The 19,932-nt window shown below is 67.6% G+C and carries 20 protein-coding genes and 2 tRNA genes; 17 read left to right on the top strand and 5 right to left on the bottom strand.

The window, feature by feature from the left end:
• Nucleotides 1-652: 652 nt before the first annotated feature.
• On the bottom strand, nucleotides 653-1,846 hold the full coding sequence (locus tag AVP41_RS16345) for a type II toxin-antitoxin system death-on-curing family toxin (protein ID WP_197464271.1): 1,194 nt from the start codon (nucleotides 1,844-1,846) through the stop codon (nucleotides 653-655).
• Nucleotides 1,847-2,251: 405 nt separating this feature from the next.
• Between AVP41_RS16345 and AVP41_RS07490 the strand changes: the two genes are divergently transcribed.
• From AVP41_RS07490 to AVP41_RS07445, 10 genes are all read left to right on the top strand, one after another.
• Nucleotides 2,252-2,620, top strand: coding sequence for a hypothetical protein (locus AVP41_RS07490; RefSeq protein ID WP_067162601.1), 369 nt, complete (start codon nucleotides 2,252-2,254; stop codon nucleotides 2,618-2,620).
• A 149-nt stretch (nucleotides 2,621-2,769) separates the two neighbouring features.
• Nucleotides 2,770-3,222 (top strand): PTS sugar transporter subunit IIA, encoded by a 453-nt coding sequence (locus AVP41_RS07485; RefSeq protein WP_067162599.1) that lies wholly within the window; start codon nucleotides 2,770-2,772, stop codon nucleotides 3,220-3,222.
• Nucleotides 3,223-3,299: 77 nt separating this feature from the next.
• Nucleotides 3,300-3,572, top strand: coding sequence for a PTS sugar transporter subunit IIB (locus AVP41_RS07480; protein ID WP_067162597.1), 273 nt, complete (start codon nucleotides 3,300-3,302; stop codon nucleotides 3,570-3,572).
• Nucleotides 3,573-3,603: 31 nt separating this feature from the next.
• Nucleotides 3,604-5,076, top strand: a complete 1,473-nt coding sequence (locus AVP41_RS07475) for a PTS ascorbate transporter subunit IIC (RefSeq protein ID WP_067162595.1) — start codon at nucleotides 3,604-3,606, stop codon at nucleotides 5,074-5,076.
• Nucleotides 5,077-5,196: 120 nt separating this feature from the next.
• Nucleotides 5,197-7,251, top strand: a complete 2,055-nt coding sequence (gene tkt, locus AVP41_RS07470; protein ID WP_067162593.1) for a transketolase — start codon at nucleotides 5,197-5,199, stop codon at nucleotides 7,249-7,251.
• Nucleotides 7,252-7,273: 22 nt separating this feature from the next.
• Nucleotides 7,274-7,948 (top strand): deoxyribose-phosphate aldolase, encoded by a 675-nt coding sequence (gene deoC, locus AVP41_RS07465; RefSeq protein ID WP_067162591.1) that lies wholly within the window; start codon nucleotides 7,274-7,276, stop codon nucleotides 7,946-7,948.
• Nucleotides 7,949-7,990: 42 nt separating this feature from the next.
• Nucleotides 7,991-9,196 (top strand): ROK family transcriptional regulator, encoded by a 1,206-nt coding sequence (locus tag AVP41_RS07460; protein ID WP_082829062.1) that lies wholly within the window; start codon nucleotides 7,991-7,993, stop codon nucleotides 9,194-9,196.
• Nucleotides 9,197-9,333: 137 nt separating this feature from the next.
• Entirely contained in the window at nucleotides 9,334-9,858 is a 525-nt protein-coding gene (locus AVP41_RS07455) for an RNA polymerase sigma factor (protein ID WP_269454410.1), read from the top strand.
• Nucleotides 9,855-10,847: a hypothetical protein gene (locus AVP41_RS07450; RefSeq protein WP_067162587.1), complete on the top strand. Its 993-nt coding sequence runs from the start codon at nucleotides 9,855-9,857 to the stop codon at nucleotides 10,845-10,847. The genes AVP41_RS07455 and AVP41_RS07450 overlap by 4 nt, the downstream gene beginning before the upstream one ends.
• On the top strand, nucleotides 10,844-11,329 hold the full coding sequence (locus AVP41_RS07445; protein WP_067162585.1) for a hypothetical protein: 486 nt from the start codon (nucleotides 10,844-10,846) through the stop codon (nucleotides 11,327-11,329). The genes AVP41_RS07450 and AVP41_RS07445 overlap by 4 nt, the downstream gene beginning before the upstream one ends.
• 6 nt (nucleotides 11,330-11,335) lie before the next feature.
• Here the strand turns inward: AVP41_RS07445 and AVP41_RS07440 are convergent, their stop codons facing one another.
• Nucleotides 11,336-11,590, bottom strand: a complete 255-nt coding sequence (locus tag AVP41_RS07440; RefSeq protein WP_067162583.1) for a hypothetical protein — start codon at nucleotides 11,588-11,590, stop codon at nucleotides 11,336-11,338.
• 158 nt (nucleotides 11,591-11,748) lie between these two features.
• Between AVP41_RS07440 and AVP41_RS07435 the strand changes: the two genes are divergently transcribed.
• Together AVP41_RS07435 and AVP41_RS07430 are read left to right on the top strand one after the other, a co-directional pair.
• Entirely contained in the window at nucleotides 11,749-12,840 is a 1,092-nt protein-coding gene (locus tag AVP41_RS07435) for a type I restriction endonuclease (protein WP_067162580.1), read from the top strand.
• Between the two features lie 102 nt (nucleotides 12,841-12,942).
• Entirely contained in the window at nucleotides 12,943-13,932 is a 990-nt protein-coding gene (locus AVP41_RS07430) for a hypothetical protein (RefSeq protein ID WP_067162896.1), read from the top strand.
• A gap of 19 nt (nucleotides 13,933-13,951) precedes the next feature.
• On the opposite strand, the gene AVP41_RS07425 is transcribed toward AVP41_RS07430, so the two are convergent.
• Nucleotides 13,952-15,550 carry a phytoene desaturase family protein gene (locus AVP41_RS07425; protein WP_067162578.1) on the bottom strand — a complete coding sequence of 533 codons (1,599 nt, stop codon included), beginning with the start codon at nucleotides 15,548-15,550 and terminating at the stop codon, nucleotides 13,952-13,954.
• A gap of 31 nt (nucleotides 15,551-15,581) precedes the next feature.
• Between AVP41_RS07425 and AVP41_RS07420 the strand changes: the two genes are divergently transcribed.
• The 5 genes from AVP41_RS07420 (at nucleotide 15,582) to AVP41_RS07400 (ending at nucleotide 18,531) form a co-directional block, all read left to right on the top strand.
• On the top strand, nucleotides 15,582-16,406 hold the full coding sequence (locus AVP41_RS07420; RefSeq protein ID WP_067162576.1) for an inositol monophosphatase family protein: 825 nt from the start codon (nucleotides 15,582-15,584) through the stop codon (nucleotides 16,404-16,406).
• A 135-nt stretch (nucleotides 16,407-16,541) separates the two neighbouring features.
• Nucleotides 16,542-17,822, top strand: a complete 1,281-nt coding sequence (locus AVP41_RS07415; protein ID WP_067162574.1) for a M23 family metallopeptidase — start codon at nucleotides 16,542-16,544, stop codon at nucleotides 17,820-17,822.
• An 85-nt stretch (nucleotides 17,823-17,907) separates the two neighbouring features.
• Nucleotides 17,908-17,979: transfer RNA gene (locus tag AVP41_RS07410), tRNA-Thr, on the top strand.
• 25 nt (nucleotides 17,980-18,004) lie between these two features.
• Nucleotides 18,005-18,081, top strand: a tRNA-Met gene (locus AVP41_RS07405).
• Between the two features lie 234 nt (nucleotides 18,082-18,315).
• Complete coding sequence (locus AVP41_RS07400; protein ID WP_067162572.1) at nucleotides 18,316-18,531, top strand: hypothetical protein; 216 nt, start codon at nucleotides 18,316-18,318, stop codon at nucleotides 18,529-18,531.
• On the opposite strand, the gene AVP41_RS07395 is transcribed toward AVP41_RS07400, so the two are convergent.
• Both AVP41_RS07395 and AVP41_RS16615 read right to left on the bottom strand, forming a co-directional pair.
• On the bottom strand, nucleotides 18,532-19,263 hold the full coding sequence (locus AVP41_RS07395; protein WP_157532403.1) for a hypothetical protein: 732 nt from the start codon (nucleotides 19,261-19,263) through the stop codon (nucleotides 18,532-18,534). It abuts the gene before it with no gap.
• A gap of 224 nt (nucleotides 19,264-19,487) precedes the next feature.
• Nucleotides 19,488-19,925: a hypothetical protein gene (locus AVP41_RS16615; RefSeq protein WP_157532402.1), complete on the bottom strand. Its 438-nt coding sequence runs from the start codon at nucleotides 19,923-19,925 to the stop codon at nucleotides 19,488-19,490.
• Nucleotides 19,926-19,932: the final 7 nt, after the last annotated feature.

Raw genomic sequence — 19,932 nt, 5'->3', positions numbered from 1 at the left:
GATATGTTCGCGATGCAGCCGGGGGGCTACCACCCTCAAGCTGTCTTGAGTTGCCCTTGTTGCGGACGGCTCACGCTCGTTGGCCATGTCATCACCGCGAAGGTGGGCGACGGTAAGGTTCCTATCCACGACGGCGACGAGGTCATCGAAGTTGCGGCGCTCCCGAGTGCGGACGATCTCGGAGTCGTGGTCAAGCATGTGCCCGACGACACCAGGTGATTCTTCGACACTGCGCAGCGTGCGCTGCTGGCTGGCAGCCCGGATGCGGCAGCGGTCCAGCTACGCAAGACGTTGGAAGCGGCTGCCGCTGCGAAAGGTGTTCAGGAAACGAAACCTCTAGGGCTCCGTTAAGAAGCTCCTCGACGGTGCCTATCGTACGCAAGGCCTTTCAGGTGTCTTGGAGCACGTCCGCGAGATGGGAACATCGGTGCTCACCACACAGACACGGCGCTCATGGCGCGAGAAGTCGAGAGATCACTTCTATTCACGACGCAGGTGATACGAAACCTCTTCGAGGTGCCGGGCGAGCTCAAGGAGCTTCGAGCGGAAACGGAGACTGCGTCCGCTATCGAAGAATCGAGCGATCGACCGCCCGCAGCCGCCGAGTTCGCGAGTCGTGACGCGACACGTCACGACGGGCCTCCGCCGCCGACTATACCTTCGCCAGTGCTCGCAGCAGCGAGCGGTATCGCACTATGAACTCGTCTGGCGTTCGTTCGTCGCCGTAGAAGATCACTGAGTCAACGCCGTGTCCATCATCGAGATGGAGCTCGCGACGCATCTGCTTAATCGTGCCAAGGCCCACTTCGCGCCCATCGCCTGCTGGCACGAACTGGAAACGGCGTGTGTCTAGTTTCCGTCTACCCAGAAAACCACGCTCGATGATGGTTCGCTCCACGAGTACGCCAGTGCCTCTTGGTCCGATCGCGCAATCGAACTCTTGTTCGAGAATCGCCCGTAGCTTGCGCCACGTGATCGGTCGCTCGGATCGCGACACTGGTCGCGAGTTCTTCTTGATCCACTCCGAGATGACCAGCACCTCGCGGTCAGCGATTTGGTCGTAGATGAAGCCCTTGGGAAGAATCTGATGGTTGGTGACCTCCAGCATCCACTTGAAGAGGGCGTCCTTATCTACTGAGTCACGAAGCCACTGGTTATGTCGATCGAGAAAGACAAGCAGGCTCACCACGGCGGTGCGTTTGTTGCCGTTGTGGAAAGGGTGGTTATGGACGAGGGAATGAACCAGCGCCGCCGCCGCCATCTCAACGGTCGGGTACTTGGGTTCGACTCCATGGCCTGACTGTGGGCGTATGATAGCACTTGCGAGCGAGTCTTCGCTTTTCACCCCGGGGGGCCAGATCGGATCGTTTGCCTGGCTAGCATCGTTCTCGAGCGCTTCGTGGATAGATCGCACCTCGTCCACGGTCAGGAACGACGAAGGCTCCTTTTGCCCGATCACCTTCCAGGAGATGGGCGGCGCGGAGGGGATTTCAACCGCGTCCACGGGCGGGGCCGGTGGAGCAGCAGGGCGCTCCCGGGCCATCCGAGCCAACCGCGAGGAAGAACCCTTGGGGATGTTCCGAGCACGCTCCGGCGACACATATCCAAGGGAGGCTAGAAGAGCATCCAGTTCCGCGATCTCGACACCGAGCTGTGACGCCCAGTAGGACTTTCTTCTCCGGTCACCGCGCGCAGGCAGCTGACACGCTCGTAGTGCGGCGTTCAGGTCTTCGCTTCGGATAAGGGACGACGGTTCAGTGACGTACTCAATGTCGGCGTACCAGAGGGTCACGAGAACCTCTTCAACATCCTTGTCGGCAGCAGTCGCGAGTTCGCGTACGCTCATCGTTGCTGGCATGGGGCTCCAATCAACCCCATCATGCAGGATGTGGCCGACATTAGGAACGAGTGAAGCCCCTGAGAGTCAATTTGCTAGTCCGCAACTGCACGAAGCGCGCCAGCTCTTGACGTGAGCGCCCACATGTGCCCGGATGCACAGTGCGCCCAATCGGGTTGCGTCGTCCCGGTTGCGGAACAAGTGCAGGAAGTGCTTGTAGATCACATACTGGTGCGGCTCATCTCCTTGGCGACGATCTCCATTGCATCCGTGCGAAGCGGAGAAGCTCGCTTGCCGCACGCCAATACGCATGGGAGCCGACATCGGATCGGCGCGGAGCCGTCTCTCGCAGTGTGCTGGCTCTGCTCGTCCTCGACGCTCTCGGTAAACGCTACCCCCCCGCGCCTGTGGGGGATGAGCGGCAGCGAGCCCTTCATCGCCCGAGCGCGTGAAGTGAGCCGCGTGCTGCGCCGGGGGCGCTCCCCGCATCCTGCTGGCCACGCCCGACGAACGGTCGGGCTGGGTGCATCCGCACACGTTCGTCGATCGGCGATCTCCCTGTCTGCAGAGAGGGCCGTCGCGGACACGCTCGCTGCGACGCTTCCACATCTCTCCCACGCGCATCATGGCATCGACAAGCTCCTGGACCTCCTCGCCGAGCTCTCGGGGCGCCCCTCGCGCTCGATCACGACGCCCGCACTTCGGGCCTGGCTCGAGGGCTTTTCGGGAGCGTCGCGAGCGTCGCGAGCCGCCGCCGCGCTCCTCGCCCGCCCCTCCGCCTGAATCGCCCTCGACGCCGTCTGTCGTGGGCGTCGGACCGCTCGTCCGGCGCGCCTGAATCGCTTTTGCCGAAAAACGGCGAAAATCGAGCGGAAGTGTGCAAAACTACAGGTGCGGCGGTCAACGACGTGCCCTGCCGTGAAGGAGTGAAGATGTCCCTTTCCCAGTGGCTGCCTGCCGAGGCGGTCCGCCTCCACGCCTCTGCCGACGACTGGCGCGACGCGCTCAAGGTCAGCGGCGAAGCCCTCGTCGCCGCCGGGGTCACCCTCCCCGCCTACACCGACGAGATGATCGCCACGGTCGAGAAGCTCGGGCCTTACATCGTCATCGCCCCCGGCCTGGCGCTGGCCCATTCGCGTCCGTCGCCGGCGGTTCAGCGCGCCGGTCTCAGCTGGGTCTCGCTGGCGACCCCCGTGGAGTTCGGCTCGGCGGAGAATGACCCGGTCGACCTCGTGATCGGTCTCGCGGCCCTCGATCACGACGGGCACATCGAGATGATGTCGGAGCTCGCCCGCGTCATCTCCGATGAAGACACCCTCGCCGCGCTCCGAGCGGCGGACTCCGTCGACGCGCTCCACGCCGTCTTCGACGCGGCGTCGGCCTGACCCGGCCGTCGCCACCCGCAACGAGAACTCACCCGAACCCAGAACTCACTCGCACCCAGAGAACAAGGAGAAGCACCATGAAAATCGTCACCGTCTGCGGAATGGGCATCGGAACATCGGTGCTCCTGAAGATGAACGCCGAGAAGGCGTTGCGCGCCCTCGACATCGATGCCGAGGTCGAAGCGGCCGACATCGGCGTCGCGCGCGGCATGGCCCGCACCGCGAACATCGTGCTGACCTCCGCCGACCTCGCCGACGAAATCGGCGAGACCCCCGCGAAGGTCATCGTCATCAACAACTTCACGAGCGTCGACGAGATCACCACCAAGATCTCCGAGGCCCTCAACTAACCCTCCCCCCGGCCTGAAAGGCACTCCTCCCATGGAATGGCTCGTCGCAGTCCTCGATTTCATCGGACAGCAGATCCTCAACGTCCCCGCCTATCTCATCGGCATCATCACCGCCATCGGCCTCATCGCGCTCCGTCGCAATGCGGGCCAGGTGATCGGCGGCGGACTCAAAGCCGCGCTCGGCTTCCTGATCCTCGGCGCCGGAGCCGGCGTCGTGGTGGCTGCGCTCGCCCCGCTCGGCGAGCTGATCCTGCGCGTCACCGGCGCCCGCGGCGTCATCCCCACCAACGAGGTGATCACGGCGATCGCCGCGGAGAAGTACGGCGCCTCGGGCGCGTATGTGCTCGTCCTCGGCTTCATCGTCATGATCCTGCTCGCGCGCTTCACGCCGCTGCGCTACATCTTCCTCACCGGTCACCACATGGTGTTCATGTCGATCCTCCTGACGGTGGTTCTCTCGGTAGGACTCGGCGACGAGATGGGCTGGCTCGTCGTTCCGCTGGGCGCCGTGCTTCTCGGCGTGATCATGGTGGTCATGCCGGCGTTCTCGCAGCCGTGGACCCGGAAGATCACCGGCGACGACTCGATCGCGATCGGTCACTTCGGCACGCTCGGCTACATCGCCGCCGGCGCCACCGGCCAGGCGGTCGGCGGACGCAGCCGCTCCACCGAGGAGATCAAGTTCCCGCAGGGGCTCCGGTTCCTCCGCGACTCGATGGTCGCCACCGCTCTGTCGATGGTCCTCATCTACTGGGTGTTCGCGATCTGGGCCCTCATCGCCCTGCCCGCCGAAGAGGCTCTCCCGCTCCTGAACGCGAAGGACGCCGGCGCGTTCATCATGGCCGCCTTCGCCCAGGCGCTGCAGTTCGGTGTGGGTGTCGCTGTCATCCTCTACGGTGTCCGCACCGTGCTGGGTGAGCTCGTCCCCGCCTTCCAGGGCATCGCCGAGAAGGTCGTGCCCGGCGCCAAGCCCGCGCTGGACATCCCGATGGTCTTCCCCTATGCAGCCAACGCCGTTCTCATCGGCTTCCTGGCCTCGTTCGTGGGTGGTCTCGTCGCTCTCGGCGTGCTGGCGGTCTGGCTCGGTCCCGTGTTCGGGCTCGCGCTCATCCTCCCCGGCATGGTGCCCCACTTCTTCACCGGTGGTGGAGCGGGTGTCTACGGCAACGCGACCGGTGGTCGCCGTGGTGCAGCCCTCGGTGGTTTCGTGAACGGTGTCCTCATCACGATCCTTCCGGCGCTGCTGCTGCAGGTGTTCGGCGGGCTCGGCTTTGCCAACTCGACCTTCGGCGACGCCGACTTCGGTTGGTTCGGCACGGTTCTCGGCGCCGGCTTCGTGGCAGGACCCACCGTGGGCGTCGTGCTCAGCCTCGTGCTGGCGATCGTGCTGGTGGTCGGAGCCTCGATCTTCCAGCGCCGTGTGGTCGACGCCGGATGGGTGCCCGGTGCCCGCCGGGACGCTCGTCTGGCCAAGGAAGCGGAGCAGGCCAAGGCCGCTTCCTGACCGTCGATCGCACAGGGGACGGATGGCGCGCGCGGCCATCCGTCCCCTTTTGCCATTAAGCGGCAATAGCCGTAAACTTAGCGGCATAACTCACCCCGTCTCGATGCCGAGGAGCACTCCATGACCACCGACCGACCGGCCGCCCCCTCGCTCGCCGACGACGTGATCCGCTACGCGCGTGTGCTTCCCCTCGATGTCGTGCAGGCGAAGGGATCGGGGCACGCCGGCACCGCGGTCGGTCTCACGCCGTTCCTGACGACGCTGTTCCAGGAATACCTCCGCCACGACCCGAGCGACCCGCAGTGGCTGGGGCGGGACCGATTCGTCCTGTCGGCCGGCCACACGAGCCTCTCGCTCTACCTCCAGCTGTATCTCCACGGCTACGGCCTCGAGATGGACGACCTTCGGGCCGCCCGCACCCTCGACTCGCAGACCCCGGGACACCCCGAGTGGGGTCACACGCCGGGCGTCGAGACGACCACCGGCCCCCTCGGGCAGGGGATCGGCAACGCCGTGGGCATGGCGCTGGCCGCCCGTCGAGTGCGGGGCATGCTCGATCGCGATGCCGGCCCGGGCGGAAGCCCGTTCGACCACCGCGTCTTCTGCCTGGCCTCCGACGGAGACCTCCAGGAGGGCATCAGCCACGAGGCCGCCGCGCTCGCCGGCGCATGGGGCCTCGAGAACCTCATCCTCATCTGGGACGACAACGAGATCTCGATCGAAGGCGATACCACGATCGCGACCGTCGAGCGCACGGTCGACCGTATGGCCTCCTACGGCTGGCACACCCTCACGATCTCCGACGCCGAGTCGCGCGAGGAGGTGCGCGCCGTGCTCGACGCCGCCGTCGCGCACCGCGGCGCCCCCGTGTTCATCCGGCTCCGCTCTCGCATCGGCCACCCGATGCCGACACTCGGTGGAACGGCGAAGGCCCACTCCGGTGCACCGGGCGCCGATGAGGTCGCGGCCACCAAGAGCGCGCTGGGCCTCGACCCCGAGTCCTCGTTCGTCATGCCCGACGACCTTCTCCGCCACGCGCGGTCCCTGGCCGCCGCGCGGGCCGAGGCGCTGCGGGACGAGTGGTCGCAGGGCTTCGCGTCGTGGCAGCGCGCGAACCCCGCGGGCGCCGCGCTTCTCCAGCGGCTGCAGCGGCGCGAGCTTCCCGACGGATGGGACGCGGAACTCCCGACGTTTGCGCCGGGTGAGAGCCTTGCCACGCGAATCGCGAGTGCGAAGACCCTCGCGGCAGCCGGTCGCGCCGTCGAGGAACTGTGGGGCGGTTCCGCCGACCTCGCCGAGACGAACGGCACGTGGTCGGCCGAGTTCCCCTCGATGCTCCGCCCGGGGCTGGTGAGTGAGGAATGGCCCGGTGACGAATACGGACGCGTGCTCCACTTCGGCATCCGCGAGCACGCGATGGGGGCGGTGCTCAACGGCATCGCGCTGCACGGGCTCACCCGCGCCTTCGGAGCGACGTTCTTCGTCTTCTCCGACTACATGCGTCCCGCCGTCCGTCTCGCCGCGCTCATGGGGCTGCCGACCCTCTACATCTGGACGCACGACTCGGTCGCCGTGGGGGAGGACGGGCCCACGCACGAACCGGTCGAGCAGTTGTGGGCGTCGCGCGCGATCCCGGGCCTGTCGGTCGTCCGGCCCGGCGATGCCAACGAGACCGTGGCCGCCTACCGCCACATTTTCGCGTCCGACGCCGGACCCACCGCGCTCGTCTTGAGCCGGCAGAACCTGCCGACCCTTCCCGGCACGGCCCAGGCGCCGGTCGCGCGCGGTGGATACGTCCTCGTCGACACCCCCGAGCAGCCCGACGTGATCCTCATCGCCACCGGCTCGGAACTCCACCTCGCCGTCGAGGCCGCCGACGAACTGGCCGCCGAGGGTGTCGCGGCACGCGTCGTGTCGATGCCGTGCGTCGAGTGGTTCGAGGCCCAGGACGCGGACTATCGTGAAAGCGTCCTCCCCTCTCCGGTCGCTGCGCGGGTCAGTGTCGAAGCGGGCATCGCGCAGGGGTGGTATCGCTATCTCGGAACGCACGGCGAAGCCGTCTCGGTGGAGGAGTTCGGCCTCTCGGGCAACGGCGCGGAAGTGCTCCGTCGCCGGGGCATCACCCGCGAAGCGGTCGTCGCCGCGGCCCGCCGCTCCCTCCACGCCACCCGCTGAACCTCCACGAAAGGCAACTGAAATGAACGCGCACGACATCGCTGGAATGATCGATCACACCCTCCTCAAGCCCGAGGCCACCCATGCCGATGTGGCAGCCCTGGTGGAGGAGGCGGTGGCCCTCGGCACCTACTCGGTGTGCGTGTCGCCGAACATGCTTCCGGTGACCGTTCCCGAGGGGAGCGGCCTCAAGGTCGCGGTCGTCTGCGGCTTCCCGAGCGGTGCCCACGACTCCCGTGTCAAGGCCGCCGAAGCGGCGCTCGCCGCGGAGAACGGGGCCGACGAGATCGACATGGTCATCAGCGTCGGCGCGGCGATCGAGGGTGACTTCGCGCGCGTGGAGGCCGACATCGCCGCGGTGCGTGCGGCCGCCCCGCACCCCGTGCTGCTCAAGGTGATCATCGAGTCGGCCGCGCTGGATGACACCCAGATCGTCGAGGTGTGCCGTGCCGCCGAGCGTGCCGGCGCCGACTTCGTCAAGACGTCCACGGGCTTCCACCCGGCGGGCGGCGCGAGCGTCCACGCTGTCGCGCTCATGGCGCAGACGGTCGGCGGACGACTCGGCGTCAAGGCCTCGGGCGGCGTCCGCACGCTCGCCGACGCGCAGGCCATGATCGACGCGGGTGCCACCCGGCTCGGAGTCTCCGGCACGCGGGCTCTCCTGGCGGGCGAGCAGCGTGCGGGCGGCGCGTACTGAGTCGCCATGACGGCCCGCTAGGCTGACGCCGCGAGGAGACAGATGCCCGAGAACACCGAGCCCCCGAGGTCGTCGACCGAGCGGGCCCAGCGCGGCTCGTTCGGGCCGGGAGCCCTCCTGCAGATGATCCGCAGCGCCCCGGTGTGGACGCGGGCCGAGCTCGTGCGTCAGTCCAGTCTCGGGCGGACGGCGGTGGCCGAGCGCATCGATCTCCTCGTGGAGGCCGGGTTGGTGCGCATCAATCCGCAAGCGACGTCGACCGGCGGGCGCCCGGCGGAGACCTACTCATTCCACGCCGACGAGGGGCGTCTTCTCGTCGCCGACATCGGAGGACGCCACACCCGCCTCGGGATCACCGACCTTGCCGGGCGGCTCATCGCTTCGGCCGAAGCCGACCTCGACAGTGATCAGGGGGCCGCGGTCGTCATGACCGAGGTGGTGCAGCGGCTCGACCGGCTCACCCACGAGGTCGGCCTCGACCGCGCCCGGCTCCGCGGCATCGGAGTGGGGGTGCCCGGTCCGGTCGACGAAGGAGTCATGCAGCGCGCGTACCTTCCCGGCTGGGAGGGGGAGTCGATCCCCACCTACTTCGCCGAGCCGTTCCCCGGTCTTCCCGTGCTCGTCGACAAAGACGCCAACATCCTGGCGCGGGGCGAGCAGGCCCGCGATCCGGAGGGGTTCCGCAACACCATCGTCCTGAAGGTGGGAATGGGCGTCAGCTGCGGGGTGATCGTCGACGGGCGTGTGCTCCATGGTGCTCAGGGGGCCGCGGCCGACATCGGTCACCTCCCCGCGCCCGAGCGCGGAGTTCCTTGCCGCTGCGGGATGATCGGCTGCACCGATGCGGTCGCGAGCGGCCGTGCCATCGAGACGGCGCTGCGCGCGTCGGGCCGCGACGTCCGCACGAGCCGGGAGATCGTCGACCTCGTGCGCGCGAACGATCCCGAGGTGCTCGCCCTCGTCCGGCAGGCGGGACGAGACCTCGGCTCGTCACTGGGCGTGTTGTGCGCCGTGGTCAACCCGTCGGTCATCGTGGTGGGCGGAAACCTCGCCGAGTCGCCGGAACCGCTCTTGGCGGGCATCCGCGAGACCATCTACCGCGACTTCCCGCCCAGCCTCACCCGCGGCATCACGATCGTGCCCAGCGCCATCGGTGCCGAGGCGGGCCTGGCCGGTGCCGCGCAGCTCGCGGTGGATGACATCCTGCGCCCCGACAACGTCGACGCGTTGATCGCGCGGCGGCGCTGAGACCGACCGCGGCACCCCTTATTTAGTTGCCGCAGACCGCCGATTCCTTACACGCGGCTTTTGCGGGTCTCGTGGCCGGTTACAGTTAGCGGAGTACCCACCCCCAGTTTTCCCCCTGGACCGCACGGAGCCGCAACGTGAAAGACGCACGTTTTCTGACGGCTGCGTCGAGGGAGGAAGCGTTCCGCGTCATGTTCGAGACGCATTACACACGGGTCGTGCGTTATGCCGAATCGGTACTCGGCGACGCCACCGCAGCCGAAGACGTCGCGTCGGAGGTCTTCAAGATCGCGTGGCAGAAGTTCGACCCGCAGGATCCCTTCGGGCTGCCGTGGCTCATCCGCACGGCGATGAACCGGTCGCACGATGTGGTGCGCTCACGTTACCGCCGGAGCGCGGCCGTCGCCGTGCTCTCGCACACACGCGAAGACGATGCGGAGAGCGCCCTGGGCGACCTCGAACGCCTCGCCGTGCACGAGGCGATGCAGAAGCTCGCCCCCAAAGATCGTCAGGTGCTGGAACTGACCTATTGGACCCAGCTCAGCGCGGGCGAGATCGCGCAGGTGCTGAAGATGCGGGAAGCCGCCGTGTGGACGCGACTGCACCGCGCGCGCAGCCGCATGCGCGAGCTCCTGGTCGACGAAGGGGCGGAGGTGCGATGAACGACGAAGAACTCGAACGGCGTCTTCGCGACGCCGACCCGTCCCGCGCCTTCGCGCCGATCCCGCCGGAGCGTCAGAAGGCGACCCTCGAACGCATCATGGCAGAGGCGCCGACACCCGCCCGACGCTCGCGGGTGGCGCGGGCGCGTGCGGCCTGGATCGCGGTGCCTGCCGCCGTGGCGGCCCTGGCGGTGGCGCTGGTCGCGTTCCTCAACCCGTTCACCGCGCCGGTCGCCGCCGCCTACGGGCCGGCTCCGCTGACCTACACCGCGATCGACAAGAGCCTGGCCGAGGTCGTCGCCGAGGCGAAGGGCCGGCTCGCCGACTCACCCGGCCCCGCGACGACGGAGCGCCGCTCGGAGACGGTGTCGTGGTCGCTGACGCTCAAACAAGACGGCGAAGCGGAGCCGACCGTGTACATCGAGCCGCTCGAGCGCGAGTTCGTGTGGTCGGAGGATCTCTCTGCGACACAGATCGTGCGAACCGGTGCACCCTTCCTCAGCTCTTCGGGCCTTCCGGCGACGCCGCCGAACGCGAAGCCGCCGGGGACCATCATCGATGAGCTGACGTGGGAGCCGGGAACGTACTCACCCGCGACACCCGGTGCGGAGGACTTGGATGCGCAGTTCGCCGATGAACTGCTCCAGCTCTACATCGAGTACGGGTCGGGATTCTCGGGACAGGCGCTTACAGCCGTACCTGATCTCTTCTCGGAGCTGACGATGACCAATGCGCAGCACGCGGACATCCTGCAGGCGCTTCTCTCCGTGCCAGATGTCGACGTCCTCGGCGTGACGACCGATCGCGAAGGGCGAGAGGTGATCGGTGTGATGGCGGAGGCGATGGGCGATCAGTCGGCGACCCTCCTGATCAGTACCCGCACCGGACGTATCGTCGGCTATGAGATGTCGGTGACGGGTCCGGGATCTCCTCTCCCTGTGCCCGTCGGCACCGTCGCCTCGTACTCTCTCTGGCCGGATACGAAATGAACACTGTCTCCCGATACCTCACCACGTTCGCGATCTCGCTCGGCGTCGTGGTCGCCGTCACGCTGTCGGCGGCTCCCGCTCCAGCCGCCCGCGCCGATGTCGCTCTCGTCCATCCCGATGTCGCCTACGCGCTGCTGGCGGAGCCGGGGGGCGTTGCAACCTCGTGGAGCACGGCGGAGTGGCCGGCGCTCGACATGACGCTGACCGTTTCCGGGATCGGCGCCCGTTCGGTGGGCAGCTGCGCCACGGGTGCGATCTGCGCCTACTCCCAGGCCTCGCAGGGCGGCACCAAGCTGGAGTGGACCAGTTGCGGTTCGAAGTCGACCGCGGCGCTCGCCACGGTCGGCTCCATCGCCAACGCGCGATCGAGCGGCACGCTGCAGGCCCGTCAGGGGACGACCGTGCGGGCGTCCGCCACAGCGGGGACCGCGGCGACCGTGCCGATCGCCTACCGCGCGCTGATCACCAACGTGTACTGCTGAGGCGACTCAGCCGCCCTGCGGGTGCCAGCCGGCCGGTGGTGCGGGAGGGGCGCTGTAGCCCGGCCGCGGTGTGATCTGCGCACCGGTCTCACGCATCGCAAGGATCACGCCGTTCTTCACGGCGGTCCGCATGATGAGGTAGCCGATCCAGAGCATCAGTCCGATCAGGCCGAGGTAGATCACGAGCGCGAGGATCATGAAGCCGAATCCGATGCCCGCGAACACGCCGGGGTCGATCGGGTTGGAGGCGAGGACGTGCATGTTCGTATCCCTTCCTGCACAACGGTGGACCCATGTTAGTGGCGCGCTCCTGCGGGGGAGAGGGCGCACGCGTGGAGTGCCGGAGTGTAAGGAAATGGGTCGCTGCGGCGACTTATATGTAGGAGCTTCATGGCGGAGCATCCGTCGAAGGAGCGGCAGTGGATTTCATCGAGCGTTTGTATGCCCTGGCGGCCAAGGTGCAGAACCAGTCGGAGTCAGTCGACACAGAGGAGGCGACGAAGAACGCGTTCGTGATGCCGTTCATCGCGACGATCCTCGGCTACGACGTGTTCGATCCGCTTGAGGTGGTGCCGGAGTTCACGGCCGACGTCGGGATCAAGCGTGGGGAGAAGATCGATTATGCGATCGTGCGTGACGGCGAGGTTCAGATCCTCATCGAGTGCAAGGTTCACCGCGGTGAGCTCACCCTCGAGCATGCATCTCAGCTGTACCGGTACTTCGGAGTGACCAACGCGCGAGTCGCGGTGCTCACCAACGGAGTCGTGTGGCAGTTCTACTCCGACATCGATTCCCCGAATCGCATGGACCAGAAACCGTTCCTGGTGCTGGACCTTCGAGAGATCGATGACACTCTGGTCCCGGAGATTCAGAAGCTCAGCAAAGACGCCTTCGACTTGGACTCGATCGTCAATGCCGCAGAGGAACTCAAGTACGTCGGCGCTCTCAAGCGCGAGATCGCTGCGCAGTTCCGCGAACCGACCGACGACTTCGTTCGCTTCTTCACCACCCGGGTGTACGACGGATCCTTCACAGCTCGCGTGCGAGAGCAGTTCTCCATCTTGGTGAAGAAGGCCACGAAGCAGTACCTGAACGATCAAGTGAACGATCGGCTCAAGACCGCGCTCGGTGCATCCGCCCCGATGGCGCCGGTCGGTGTCGCCACGGCGCCGGCGTCGTCCGCCGAAGTGGCTGAAGCAGACCTCGATCGTGACACAGAGATCACCACGACCCTCGAAGAGCTGGAGGGCTATCAGATCGTCAAAGCCATCGCGTGCAGCGAGGTGAAGCCCCAGCGGGTCTTCCACCGTGATTCCAAGAGCTACTTCGCTGTTCTCCTCGACGACAACAACCGGAAGCCCATCGCACGCCTTCACTTCAACAGTTCGAGCAAGAAGTACCTTGGTCTGCTCGACGAGCAGAAGAACGAGACGCGCCACCCCATCGAGTCGCTGGACGAGATCTACCTGCATGCGGAGGAGATTCGCGCGGCCGTCCGCCGGTACGCATGACGCCGGTGGAGTGGCGCGCTCGCGCGGGGGAGAGGGCGCGCGTGAGGAGGGCTCGCGTGCGAGGATGAGAACGTCCACGTGTCCGCGACCGGAGGAACCGAGATGAGCGAACCCCTCACCCATCCGAACTCGAGCAAGATCCTGCGAGCATCCATCTGGGTGGCGATCGGTGCCCTCATCGCCGCCGCCATCGTGTGCGTCGTCTGGGTGCTGGTCGGCGATGCCAACGGGATGATCGGCAAGGCCTTCCTGACCATCGTGCTGCTCGCGTCGTTCGCCGGGATCGCGATCCTCGAGGCCAGCCTCGCGTCGCGTCGACCCGCGTGGTTCGCGCTGTCGAGCATGGTGACGTGGGTGCTGATCCTGCTCATCGGAGCGCTCCTGATCTGGCTGCCCGATGCCCGCGACTCCTTCGGCACCGGCCCGGAGCGCTTCTTCAAGTTCCTGCTGATCGTGCTGATCCTGCAGGCGGCGCTCCTCCACATCCGCCTCTTCTCCAAGGCCCACCAGCGTCACCACACGACCTTCACGTCCGTCGTGACCTACGTCACGATCGGTCTGGTCGTGATCCTCGCCGTCATGCTCGTGCTTCCGATCATGATCGAGGAGTACGTGGTCTTCCGAGACTTCTACTGGCGCGTGGTGGTGGCCCTCGCCATCCTGGCCGCCGTCGGAACCGCGCTGGTTCCGCTCGTGAATGCTCTCTTCGCTCCCAAGAAGGACCGCGCGCCGGCTCCGACGCAGGGGTACTACTACCCGCAGCAGCCCGCCGCGCCCGTCGCCCAGTGGCCGACGTATGCCGACGGACGCACCCCGCTGCCAGTCATGCCCGACGGCTCGCCCGACTGGAACGCGTACTACACCGGCCAGCCCACCTACCCGGCCCAGCCCGCGCAGGCTCAGGGCTATGGTGCGGCACCGAGTTACGCGGCCCCGGCGTACGACGCTCCGCCGCAGACTCCGGCGGCTGCTCCCGAACCGTCGGCTCCTGCCGCTCCGCAGGCTCCTGCCGCTCCTGCCGAAGGCGACGCAACCCCGCCGCCGGCGCCCGGCTACCAGGGCTACCCGCCGCCGCCCGCCCCGCCGCAGTGACCCCGGTCGATGGCCGCGCTCAGGAGCCCAACAGCTCCAGCGCGGCCATCGCCGCGTTGTGCCCGCCGATCCCGCTGACCGCGCCACCTCGCCGCGCGCCGGATCCGCACAGCAGCACCCGCTCGTCCTCCGTCGCAACGCCCCACCGCTGAGCGGGGGTCTCGAGAGGTTCGTCCGCATCCGCCCACGGCCACGCCAACGGTCCGTGGAAGATGTCTCCCGCGGTCATGCCCAGCGAGGCCTCCAGATCCGCGGTCGTTCGCGCCTCGATGCAGGGCGTGCCATCCGGCGCCTCGAAGAGACAGTCGGCGATCGGCTCGGCGAGCACGGAATCGAGCGAGCGCTGAGCGGCGGACAGGAGTGCCTCCCGATGAGCGTCGCCGTCGCCGCTCTCCAGGAGGCGATGCGGAACCTGCAGACCGAAGAGCGTCAGAGTCTGTGCCCCCGACCGCTGGAGTTCCTCACCCAGGATCGACGGGTCGGTGAGCGAGTGACAGTAGATCTCGGCCGGGAGGGGATCGGGGACGCGTCCCGCGAGCGCAGCCGCGTGCGCAGCCTCCAATTGGGAGTACGCCTCGTTGATGTGGAAGGTGCCGGCGAACGCCGCCTCGGGCGCCACCGACTCATCGCGCAGTCGCGGCAAGCGCGACAACAGCATGTTCACCTTCACCTGCGCTCCCTCGGCCAGAGGCTGCGCGATAGTGCCTGACCCGGTGGTGCCCGCGTCGAGCAGACGACGCAACACCGCGGGGCCGACGCCGCTGAGCACCAGGCGCCCGCGCAGCTCCTCGCCGGTCGCGAGCGCCACCGCACCATCGGGTGTCACGGCCGTGACCTCGGCCTGCGTCCGTAGGTGGGCCCCGGCCGTCCGCGCGGCGTGCTCCAGCGCGCCGCTCACCTGCCCCATCCCTCCGACCGGAACGTCCCAGTCGCCGGTGCCGCCGCCGATGACGTGGTAGAGGAAGCAGCGGTTCTGGCGAAGCGAGGGATCGTCGGCTGACGCGAACGTGCCGATGAGCCCGTCGGTCAAAGCGATCCCGCGAGTGAGGTCGGAGCCCAGGCTCTCGCGCAGGAGCTCGCCGAGGGGTCGCGCCGTGAGCGCGTGCCACAGCGACGGGTCCGGCATCTCCGCGCGCACGGCGTCTTCGCGACGAAGGGGAGAGGTCATCGTCGGAAACAGAGCGGCCGCGAGCGGGAGCATCCGGTCCGAGAAGGCGGCGAAGCGCTCCGCCTCGGAGGCATCGCCGGTCGTGCGGCGGAAGCTCTCCGCAGTGGCGAGGGCGTCGGCGTGATCGATCAGGATGCCCCGCGAGGGGTCTGCCGGGTCGGGGGTGTACGACGCGTAGCGTCGCCGCCGGAGGTCCAGCCGCAGGTCGAGGTCGTCGATGATCTGCTGGGGCAGGAGGCTCACGAGATAGGAGTAGCGCGACAGGCGTGCCGCGACGCCCGGCCAGGGCTCTTCTGAGACGGCGGCGCCACCGACGCGATCGTTGCGCTCCAGCACGACGACGCTCTTGCCGGCGCGGCCGAGGTAGGCCGCCGCGACGAGGGCGTTGTGGCCTCCTCCCACGATCACGACGTCGTACTCGGATGAAGGGCGGGCGGCGGTGACGCTCATGCGCCCACGGTAGCGGCGTAGCGTGGACGGCATGAGGACCCCTGCGGAATCCGCCCCCGTCGACGAGCTGTGGAGCCTGGCGATCGAGGTGGCGCGAGAAGCGGGAGCGCTGGCGCGCCAGCGGCGTTCCGAAGGCGTCGAGGTGGCGGCGACCAAGTCGACGATCGCCGATGTCGTCACGGAGGCCGACCGGGAGGTGGAAGCCCTCATCCGTCGCCGTCTGGTGGAGGCGCGGCCTGCCGATGGCTTCCTGGGTGAGGAATCAGGCCTCGCCGACAGTCCCGACACCGGCGAGGCGAGCGAGATCACCTGGGTCGTCGATCCGATCGACGGCACCGTGAACTACCTCTACGGCCTTCCGCACTACGCGGTCAGCATCGCGGCCGTCCGCGGCCGGCCCGATCCGCGCGAGTGGGAAGCGCTCGTCGGAGTCGTCGTCAACCCGGCCACGCAGGAGCTGTTCCGTGCTGCCGCCGGTCGCGGCGCCTGGCTCGACGACACGCGCCTGGCCGTCTCGACACCGGGGGAGGCCGGTGCGCTCATCGCCACGGGGTTCGGCTACGACCCCGCCACGCACGACGGCGACTTCGCGCGCCTGCGCCGGGTCATGCCCCTCGCTCGCGATATCCGTCGTGGCGGGGCGGCGTCGCTCGATCTGGCCTTCGTCGCCGCGGGTCGTCTCGATGGCTACTTCGAACGGGGGCTCCATGCGTGGGATCACGCCGCCGGCGGCTTGCTCGTGACCGAGGCCGGCGGACGTCTCGGCGGGATGCCCGGCGGAGCGCCGGGCCGGGAGATGACGATTGCCGCGGGGGCGGAACTGTTCGACCGGATCTCCGACGCGGTATATCGATGATGTCCATGGCATTCTCAGCCGAAGCGGGGTAGTGTTTACCCGATCGTTACCTTTGCCTCCCGATCGGCGAAGGTAAGCCGAAGCCCCCCGAAGTACTGCGCACCCGAACGCGCCCTGACCGAGAGCCTTTCGTCCGTGACCCTCGACGCACCTCAGGCCGACGCCGCACCCACGCGACGGTCGACCCGTGCCGTGGCGTCGTCGCAGCCGGTTCCGCTCACTCGCGCGGAGTTGCGTCGTCAGCGGGCCGAGGCGCTCGCCGCGAGCGGCTCGCCCGCGGCAGAGGTCGCCCCCGCCCCGGGCACCCAGATCTCGCAGGGATCGCAGATCGACCTGACGACCTCGATCGCCGAGACCGTCGCCGCCGAGGTGGCGGCAGCCCCCGCTCCCCTTCGACGCCGGGACCGCAGACTCGCGGAACCCGGCGTTTCGGCGTCTACGGGCACCGCCGGACGCGACGAGCACGTGTCTGCGCCCGAGACGGTCGCCACGCTCATCGACACCGTCGCCGCCGACGCGATCCCGCTGGCGTTCGTCGCCGCCGTCGCGGAGCCGTGCCTGGTCGACGACTTCGAGCGTGCGGCTCAGCTCTTCTCCTTCACGGGCCAGACGCCGATCCAGGCCGACGCGGTCGTCGACCCGCCGATCATTCCCGTGGCTCCGCATCGCGTGCCCCGTCGCGCGCGACGGGTGAACGCCAAGAAGGTCGCCGCCGCCTCGTTCTCGCTCGGCGTGATGACGATCGTGGGCCTGCTCGCAGTGGGAACGACGACGCCCGTCTCCGCCCTCGCGGCCGCCTTCAGCCCCGACGACGACGTCGTCACGACTCTCCCTGCTCCTGTGGAGACCGAGAACATTCAGGCCTACGTCTCCTCGACGGATGCGGCGAACGAGCTCGACCGTTCCGTCGACTACGACGTGGCGTCGATGGCCGACCTCGCGGCGGATTCCGGCGTCACTCAGTTCGCCGGCACGTGGGTCAACGATCCCACTGCAGACATCCAGTGGCCCTTCCCGGTCGGGGTTCCGATCTCCGCCGCCTACGGGTCGCAGACGTACCTGTCGAAGTTCTCCTCACCGCACCGTGGTGTGGACTTGACGCCCGGCGCCGGAGCGGAGATCCACGTCATCGCCGACGGCACAGTGCGCATCGCCACCGAGGCGGGCGGCGATTACGGCGTGACCGTCGTCGTCGACCACATCATCGACGGCAAGCTCGTCTCCACCCGCTACGCCCACATGCAGTACGGGTCGCTCCAGGTGGCCGCCGGCGACACCGTGAAGGCGGGCGACGTGCTCGGCCGGGTCGGCGAGACCGGCAAGGCCACCGGGCCGCACCTGCACTTCGAGGTGCTCCTGGGGGGAACCGTCCACACCGACCCCATGGCGTGGATGACGCAGCACACCCAGGGCTGAGCCTCGCCCGACCGGAGTCCGCCCCGGTTCGAGCGGACGCCGTCGCTCTGGTATTCTTTTCTGGTTGCCCGCTCGCGGGCAGCACGCCCCGATAGCTCAGTGGCAGAGCACTTCCATGGTAAGGAAGGGGTCGTCAGTTCAATCCTGACTCGGGGCTCGCAAGACACCTTCGGGTGGATCGCGGCAGGGTAGCTCAGTTGGTGAGAGCGCACGACTCATAATCGTGAGGTCGCGGGTTCAAGCCCCGCTCCTGCTACCAGAACACTGGGAAGTTGGCTTTCGGTCAGATCCCAACCCATCGTTTGACCATCGCTTTGCGAGTGCTCGATCCATGCGTCGAGGTCGTCCCGGTTGCAGCACAGGCGGAACGGGGGAGGCCCTTCGCTGGCGCACCGGAGGTTGCAGAGCGTCTGGACAGCTAGGCCCGTGATCTCGGAGACTTGGGCAACAGAGAGCAGGTCGCGCCAGGAGCCGGCTGCACGGGAGTCTGGCGATGGCTGACGGCAAGCTCGCCGAGTGGATCACGGTCAAGGTCGCGACTGCCCTCGTTGGCCGCGCCCCACGCACGATCTACGAGTGGATCGAGAACGACCGCCCCGCGTCGCGCATGAGCAGCGACGGGATTCCGGAGGTGCTGTCCAAGGCCGTGGTCCGTGTCGAGCCGACCGTGCGTCGGGGTAGGCCACGAGGGACCCCGACCCACAGATAGCTACGAGAGATTGACCTCTCTCGTCGTCGTGACTGAGGACGCGGACGGGATTCCCGTGGAGACAACCTGCACGGTGGTGCTCCCGTCCGAGTTCGTACGGCGATTCATCTCCACCTCGCCATTGCGCGTCTTGTAGCTGAGTAGCTGTGATCGCCCGCTCTCGGTGACAGAACTGGACGAGATCGTCGCCGACGGGATGAGGCTGATCTTGCACAGAGCACGAAAGCCGGCGAGCGTATCGCCTTCCTTGCCTTTGGTGAGGTCGTCGATGAATAGATACAGCGCTTGCCATGCCCAGGGATCAAAGCCGACGTACTCTTCGCCTCCCTTGACGCAGACGATGAAGCGATCGCTACTGACATCGGCCTCTTTCGCTTGGCAGGAAGCGAACATCATCGCCGGCGGGACGCTGTCCCCGTAGCAGGCTTGGGTCACGTACTGATGGCCCCGCTCTCCCTCTTCGGCGTAGGCGCGCTGGCGCCCCTTCTCCCATTTCTGCCACGCGTCCTTGAGCGGGTCCGATACCGCCGCGACGATTGCCCCTGCTGCGAGCGCCGCTGTCATGTCGGCGAGCCAGGTTGCTCCGATGCCCGATGCCCCCGTCAGCACCGGTGCGACTGCCGGAGCAGCGCAGCCCGCGAGCGCCGTCGTGCTGAGGGCAGCCAACGATCCCACTGCCGCCGTGGTGAGAAGCGACCGCCGATTGATTGTTCCTGGAGCCCCCATGCTCATCTCCCATCCCCTTTCCAGCCATCTTCGGAGACGCTTCAGAACCCCGCAAGTGGGGCGACATCACGATTTCGACACGCCGGAAGCTCTGAAACCCTGGAATCAATTACGCAAAGTCCGCAAAGCCCGCAGGATAGAACGTCGATGGTGGAGCACTCCGCCCAGACCACGAAGCCCCGACGCCCTACACGGGGAGACCGGGGCTTCTGGCAACGCAGCGACCGCAATCAGAGAGTCATGTGAAAGGTGCGCCAGTTGACCTCGTCGTCGCTCTCATAGCGGTACCGAATGGAAATCTTCTCGACACCGCCGCCGAACCCCTGGACCACGAGGAAGTCGAACGAGTCACCATACGCGTAGCGACCGTCCTGGTGGGAAGTCTCGATCGTGACCCGGTCAGCAATAGTCGAAGGCTGCACGTCGATCGACTCAACGACCAGCGGCCGCTCCGACGTGTTCGTCGCCCGGAAAGGAGCCCCCTGCACGTGCGCCGCCGCCCAGTCCGGCGGCGTGAGTTCCTTCTCCTTCAGGCGATTCGCGTGCTCCTGCGCCTCCGCCTGCCGAACGAACGCCGCATTGGCCTCTCCGGCAAGCCTGGCACTCTCATCCCGCGCCAGCCGCGCCTCATGTCGAGGATCGGCCCTAGGTTTGGCTCGTAGTGGCATCCCGGAT

Origin of the sequence: Microbacterium sp. TNHR37B (genome assembly GCF_001620065.1) — a bacterium.
GTDB lineage: Bacteria > Actinomycetota > Actinomycetes > Actinomycetales > Microbacteriaceae > Microbacterium.
Note: the sequence above shows the minus strand (reverse complement) of the source record. Positions and strands in the feature narration are given on the sequence as shown.